Genomic DNA, 6,645 nt, shown 5'->3' with positions numbered 1-6,645 from the left:
ATTTAACTAGGCAAAGTAAAAATGCAGCTTTATGGTCGCGGTCATATTTTGCTTGCAGCGCAGGAGGGGCTACGATAGAAACTTTGAAAAATTATGTGGATAGTCAATCCACACCTGCATGATTTAAAGTGCGACTACACTTTCGCCTTATATCCCCGCCCTAAAAAGAAGGGCGAGGGTTTACGGCTATTTTGCTAAAAACAGTAGATAAACAACGCCATAGAAAAGTAATTATCAGAGAGATGTTGATTGGTTTCTCTATATTGGTAGTTTTTCTATTTTTTGGTGAAAATTTTTTAAGTTTGTTTCACCTGTCTTCGCAGGCGGTAACCATTGCCGGAGGGATCATATTCTTTGTTATATCATTAAAGATGATTTTCCCCTCCCCCAGTGGTGAAAATATGTTTGCTTCAAAGGACTTAAGCGAACCTTTAGTCGTCCCCATTACGATGCCGATGATTGCCGGTCCTGCAGCTCTTGCAACTCTGTTGGTATTAGCAAAAACCAATACAGAGCATACCGGCAAGCTGTTTTTATCATTGCTTCTTGCATGGGCGGTAACTGCGCTGGTACTGCTGTTTTCTCCCCATCTATACAAGTTTTTGAGAACAAAAGGTTTAACAGCATTGGAAAGGTTAATGGGCATGTTACTGCTGATCATGTCGGTGCAGATGTTCATTGATGGTATCAGAGGTATTATTCCGACTTTTTCAGGATAAGGTTCAGCTGTTTTGCTGTTCAACTTTACCCGTCATAGCAACAAATCTGACCGGCGCTAAAATCTGCTGTTCTATTTGGTTTTCTGATTTGCGCAAAATACGGTACAAAATCTGTGAAAAATCGCCGAAAGGTATCACCATAATACCACCGATTTTTAGTTGTTTTACCAATAACATAGGCAATGACAAGGGAGCAGCGGTGACAATAATACGATCAAAAGGAGCCAACTCGGCCCAGTCGGTCAAACCATCGCCACACTTCAAATGCACATTCTGATAGCCTAATGACAGCAGGTTTTTGGCTGCGCGATGTGCCAGATCCGGCACGATTTCAATCGAGTATATCTGCGCGGCTATTTCCGCTAAAACAGCGGTTTGATAGCCACAACCGCTGCCAATTTCCAGCACTCTATGATCAGGCCCGACTTGTAGGGACTCGGTCATCAGCGCGACAATGTAAGGCTGAGAGATGGTTTGCTGAAATCCGATCGACAACGGATAGTCAGCATAAGCCTCCGTCAAAAGGTGTTGCGGTACAAAAAGGTGCCTCGGTACGGCTTTCATGGCATTCAAGACGTTAGGATCGCTAATGCCGCGTCCAACAATTTGCTGACTGAGCATTAACTCTCTTTGCTGTGAATAAGCTATTTCTTCTCTTGACAAATTTTAACCAACTCAATTGTTGAAAGCGAATATTAAAATAATAGCTTATTTATCACGGCTCATAGCATTCTGTTTAACTCTCTGCTCACCCTGCTGGTTAAAATCAATAAAACATCCTTGTTTTTTCATCCCAATAGCCGGCTATTAAACAATCAAAAACCTTGCTGTAATAACCCTATTTTGACTCTATTATTGACAGCACGGCATTACAAATCCCCAGATACGGCTATTGCTCTATTTTTTCAGCATTATTTTCAATATTACTTATCCATAGCGTTTGATAAGGCTGCAAATTGATGGTTAATTGTAAAGTGCTAATTTGTTCTCCACTGATCAACTCATACCAGTTTTCAGTACTAATCATATTCAGTTCACTAAGAGAAAGTTCCGCTGTATCTTTACTTATATTGCTGATACAAAAAATACTTTGTCTCCTATCCTGGCTTTGTCGCCAGAAACCAAACAGTTGCTCTCTTAAATGCAGCGTAAATTGTGTCGCATTAGGGTGGAATGCCTTTTGCCTGATCCGAATATTAATTAAATTTTTCAGGGTAGATAAAACAACTTTGTGGGGATTAGCACTATCTGATAGGTTTTCCTGTAACGTTTCATAATCCCAGCGGTGGCGGTTAATCGCTCTATTATGCTGCGTATTTTCCACCTTCTCATAGTCATTCCGGGTGCCTAGCAGGCTATGTATGTATATCCCCGGTATACCCTCCATACCAAGCATAATAGCGTGAGCACAAATAAACCGCTCCAAGCCCAGTTTGTCTTCGCCCTCAACGGTACCCTGCAGTGCATCAAATAGGGCAATATTGATTTCATAAGGTTTCTGCTGTCCGTTATCGGTTGTCCGCCAGGAGGTTTTGCCGCCAAAACTCTCCATCGTAACGGCCAGGGTGTTTAATTCCTGATCACTTAACAACCCCTCGGCAGGACGTAAACCAATGCCGTCATGAGAAGCAATAAAATTAAAATAGCAGGTACCGTTTTGCGCAGGCGGCATACTCATCATCCAGCGCTTAAGATGTAAACAATCACCAGTGACGAGGGTATTTACTAATAAAGGCGGCAGTGAAAAGTTGTAAATGGCATGCGCTTCGTTAGCATTACCAAAATAAGTTAAATTTTGAATATTGGGTATATTGGTTTCTGTAATAATAATGGCATCAGGCTGTGCATGTTCAATCAAAGTTCTCAGTAAACGGATAACATTATGCGTTTCCGGCAAATTAATACACTCACTACCGATTGTTTTCCATAAAAATGCAACGGCATCTAAACGGAAGATCTTTACCCCCATATCCAGATATAAGCGAATAATAGACACGAAGGCTTCTAATACGGCCGGGTTTCTGAAATCAAAATCAACCTGGTCATGGCTGAAAGTACACCAGACATGCTGCAGCCCTTTTCCTGTTTCCGTTTCTCTCAATAACTCCGAAGTCCTCGGCCGGACAACTTGGGAAAGATCATCATCCGGACTCGCCGTATAGAAATAATCGTGTCCTATCCCCTCCCCCCTAATGAAATTTTCAAACCAGGCGCTACGACTGGAACAATGGTTGATCACCAGATCCGCCATCAAACGTCTGTCTTTAGCTATTACCTGAATATCTGACCAGTCACCAAATGATTCATTCACACTGGAATAATCAATAACCGAAAAACCATCATCTGAGCTATAAGGGAAAAAAGGCAATACATGCACACTATTAACTGTTTTGCCTAAGTATTTATTGATAAAGTGCTGCAGAGTTACTAACGGTTTTTTGTCCTCCTCAAGCAGACTATCTGCATAAGTGATCAAAATAATATCCTCTTCTGACCACTTATTTTGCGCAACAACGGGTGTATAACATGTCTGATCCAGACGCATCAAAGATATTAATTGATCACTTAACTGATCAAAACCAACCGCTAAATCAATATCCTGATAGATACTGACAAGCTGTTGATTTAACTTGTTTTGTAAATTTTTCAATTTTTTGGATGTACGCTTAACACCAGACATAATTATCCTTATATTATTGATTAACCTTTACTGAATTCGATTTGATCTAACTCCACTGCTTCCTTAAGTTGCTCTAAAAAATCAGGCATTGCACTCAGTACCCTGTTCCATGAAGGAATAAAAGGCGTCTCCATCGGGTTTTCCAGGAAGTGCTGCCCTGCCGTCATGATATTTTCAGAGAACATTTCCACTGCTGTCTCTTCATTATGTATATCCAGCATCAAACCATTCATCACGGCGTCATTACGGTACATATCCACATAATCTAACGCGGTTCGATAATAGGCGGCTTTAAGGGTACGGATATTTTCAGTGCTGAAAATTTCCCCCTGAGTAGCCAGTTTGCGCAGGAAAGCTTTGGTGATATCAATAGACATTTTTGATAATCCGCCTTCACTATTGTCAAGCGACAGATCCTGATGTTTATGATCATAGGTCGTTGCAATGTCGACCTGGCAGATCCTGTTGCTGGCGTAATTACGATGCATTTCTGACAGTACACCAATTTCCAATCCCCAGTCACTCGGAATACGCAAATCGGTTAGCACATCACGGCGGAATGAAAACTCACCGGCAAGTGGGTAGAGAAAGCTATCAATAAAGTCTAAGTATTCGTGATGCCCGACAGTCTTTTTAAGCGCTTTAATCAAAGGAGTGACCAGTAATCTGGAAACTCGTCCGTTAATTTTTCCATCTGCAACACGCGCATAAAAACCTTTACAAAATTCATAATTAAATTGTGGATTGGCCACAGGGTAAAGTAATCGCGCGAGTAACTTTCTGTCATAAGTTAAAATATCACAATCATGTAATGCCACGGACTCACTGCGACCTGTCGCTAAGGTGTAACCCATGCAATACCAGACATTGCGACCTTTTCCTAACTCTTTTGGAGCCAGGCCCAACTTCTGCAGTTTCGCATCTAATGCCTGCAGTCGCGGTCCGTCATTCCACAACACACTATGCTGTTGGGGTAATTTATTGAAGAATTTCAGGGCTTGGCGATATTGCGCTTCATCCGCCCTGTCCAGCCCGATTACAATTTCAGATAAATATTTTGTCTGGCTCAAATGTTCAATGATGGCGGGTAATGCAGTCCCCTCTAACTCAGAATATAAGGAAGGTAATATAAGTCCCATCGGCCTTATTTTTGAAAATTCCAACAGTTCAGCTTCAAGGTCTTCATTACTTCGTTGCGATAAATGATGCATTGTCGTAACAATACCGTTTTGATAAAAATCAGCCATAATCAGAGTTCCTTAAATGTTATTTAAAAATTATTTTTTGCAAACATTCCGCCCAGCCGGCTGGGCCATATTCACTACTCTTATAAATATCGGTTTCTTTTTGTAAGGTTGGAAAATCATGCGCGGGAGAACGGATCAGAACAGCAATATCAGCAGCCTCTAACATGGCAATATCATTATGACTATCGCCGAGTGCAATAGTCGTAAAGGTAAATTCAGGCTGATTGATTTTATATTGCTCGGCTAACCAGATTTGCGCCTGTCCTTTATCGCAATTGCCGCTGATATGTAAAAAACGTCCTCCTTCCAGCACATTCGCACCTAACAAGTGCATATGTTTAATAAAATCCTGTTTAGCTTGCTGAGAACCCAACCAGTTAACCGGTTCACCGTATAAACGCTGTTTAGCTAATGCCGCATCATTTATACTCAATCCGGTTAAATCAGCCAATTGCTCAACACTCATTTGTGAAAAACCATGGAAATCAGCGCTAAACTGTTTTGCCTCCAGAGTTAATAAAGACAGCCAGAATTCTTTAGGGCGGGAAAATGCCTTAACCCAAAAACCATCCTGAACCTCGGTGCCCGGAGGTTGTGTTTTAAAATAGTTGACGGGTATATATACGGCCGCACCATTTTCACTGATAAAAGGTGTATTGAGTTGTAAATCTTTACGAATCAATAACAGTTCGTCACGCGTTTTACTGGTATTGGGGATAATAGGGATATTTTTAGATTTAAGCTGAGCAATAGTCCCGTCCGCAGCTTCAGTTTGATAAGTGTGATGATCCAGTAATGTGCCATCTAAATCAGTAAATATGAGTGTTTTATTATGCATTTTACCCTCTGTTATAACCAACTCTGTACGCTGTGAAGTTTAATAACTATACAAAATCAACCTAGCAGATTACCTGTAGTTATCAAGCTTTAGACGCTAAACTGTTTGCCCTGATTGTTTTGCATAGATGAAAAAAGCATTGATGGCCGATCGCCATACCATGAATAGTTAAAAAGCAATAATTAAGCCAAATTCCAAAAATCAGACGAATCACCAAACAAAAAAAACAATATCACATTGAAAATAAAGGTAAATTAAGTTGTATTTCTGTTTCATTAAAAATATTGGTAAGTTAGCAACTAGAGGTTTTATCGCAAAAAAGCACCAAATCGGTGCGATAAATATAAAAAATAGATCAATGCAAAGGCAATTAAACCTGTGTAACAATAAAATAATTCTCTGTGTAAGCATGAATATAATCAACAACACTTCCGGTTTTACTGGTCAGAAATTTACGCAGGGAATATATCCCCATCCCCCTTCGAGGCGCTTCTCTGGCCCCGGCTCGGAGACCGGAGTAAGGCGCGGCATGAGGATAATGATTATTCTCTTATCGAGTGCTGTAACGCAATACTGGTTTCGAGCCGCCCCCCGCAGGACAAGCCAAATTGTATTGATCTGCGTTGTTATCAAATATCTATGTAGAACTACCTATAATTCAATTTTATCCATTGGAACCTGACAGAGAATAGCGATCGAAGCGGAAGGAAGCTGGCTTAAGACAGTTTTAGTGCTCTTTAGCATCAGTAAACTTTAATGTCGGGACTTAGTTTTTAGCTAGCGGTGCTTTTCAAGATGGTTTCGCCCTGACGGCGGGTAGACGATAAGAAACCGAAACGTAGTTTCGTAGTTTGGGGGAGTTATGCTTCTCAACAGCAAGAAAAATAAGATAAAGAAAGTGTTGTTCGTGACTCGATGGTGCCATATACAGGGACAGCAGAGCCTGTCCCGCTCATAAACCTAAACTGGCGTAAATGACTTCGGCCCTTCTGACCATTGCCTTAAACTCCAACGTTCAAATTATACCAATTCCGATAATTAGATGATCTATTTAGGCGTAGAAAAAATGGATGAAAGCAAGGCATTGATTGCAGTAACTAGTTGTTCTAATTACAAAATCAATAACAAAGACTAAAACGTAGTTTTATGTCTAGCTAGCAT

The 6,645-nt window shown here is 40.7% G+C and carries 6 protein-coding genes; 2 read left to right on the top strand and 4 right to left on the bottom strand.

All coding sequences use genetic code 11. From position 1 onward, the window contains the following. Together ABZA00_RS15795 and ABZA00_RS15790 are read left to right on the top strand one after the other, a co-directional pair. A partial coding sequence (locus tag ABZA00_RS15795) for a transposase (RefSeq protein ID WP_372883115.1) occupies nt 1-122 on the top strand: 122 nt, incomplete at its 5' end. A gap of 69 nt (nt 123-191) precedes the next feature. Next, nucleotides 192-719: a MarC family protein gene (locus ABZA00_RS15790; protein ID WP_372883113.1), complete on the top strand. Its 528-nt coding sequence runs from the start codon at nt 192-194 to the stop codon at nt 717-719. 3 nt (nt 720-722) lie between these two features. Here ABZA00_RS15790 and ABZA00_RS15785 read toward each other — a convergent pair whose 3' ends face one another. From ABZA00_RS15785 to ABZA00_RS15770, 4 genes are all read right to left on the bottom strand, one after another. Beyond that, a complete protein-coding gene (locus ABZA00_RS15785; protein WP_372883112.1) occupies nt 723-1,382 on the bottom strand; it encodes a protein-L-isoaspartate(D-aspartate) O-methyltransferase in 660 nt (219 codons plus the stop codon). Between the two features lie 226 nt (nt 1,383-1,608). Next, nucleotides 1,609-3,264: a sugar phosphorylase gene (locus ABZA00_RS15780; RefSeq protein WP_372883114.1), complete on the bottom strand. Its 1,656-nt coding sequence runs from the start codon at nt 3,262-3,264 to the stop codon at nt 1,609-1,611. A gap of 155 nt (nt 3,265-3,419) precedes the next feature. After that, on the bottom strand, nt 3,420-4,646 hold the full coding sequence (locus ABZA00_RS15775) for a glycosyl transferase (RefSeq protein ID WP_372883111.1): 1,227 nt from the start codon (nt 4,644-4,646) through the stop codon (nt 3,420-3,422). A 19-nt stretch (nt 4,647-4,665) separates the two neighbouring features. Continuing rightward, on the bottom strand, nt 4,666-5,484 hold the full coding sequence (locus ABZA00_RS15770) for an HAD-IIB family hydrolase (RefSeq protein ID WP_372883110.1): 819 nt from the start codon (nt 5,482-5,484) through the stop codon (nt 4,666-4,668). Nucleotides 5,485-6,645: the final 1,161 nt, after the last annotated feature.

It is taken from the genome of Psychromonas sp., from assembly GCF_041586535.1.
Taxonomy (GTDB): Bacteria; Pseudomonadota; Gammaproteobacteria; order Enterobacterales; family Psychromonadaceae; genus Psychromonas.
The sequence above is the reverse complement of the archived record's forward strand: the minus strand, read 5'-3'. Positions and strand labels throughout refer to the sequence as shown.

What these genes read in the sequence shown, in the direction of transcription:
- ABZA00_RS15775 (WP_372883111.1), bottom strand. Translation starts at nt 4,646, where the DNA reads ATGGCTGATTTTTATCAAAACGGTATTGTTACGACAATGCATCATTTA.
- ABZA00_RS15780 (WP_372883114.1), bottom strand. Translation starts at nt 3,264, where the DNA reads ATGCGTCTGGATCAGACATGTTATACACCCGTTGTTGCGCAAAATAAG.
- ABZA00_RS15770 (WP_372883110.1), bottom strand. Translation starts at nt 5,484, where the DNA reads ATGCATAATAAAACACTCATATTTACTGATTTAGATGGCACATTACTG.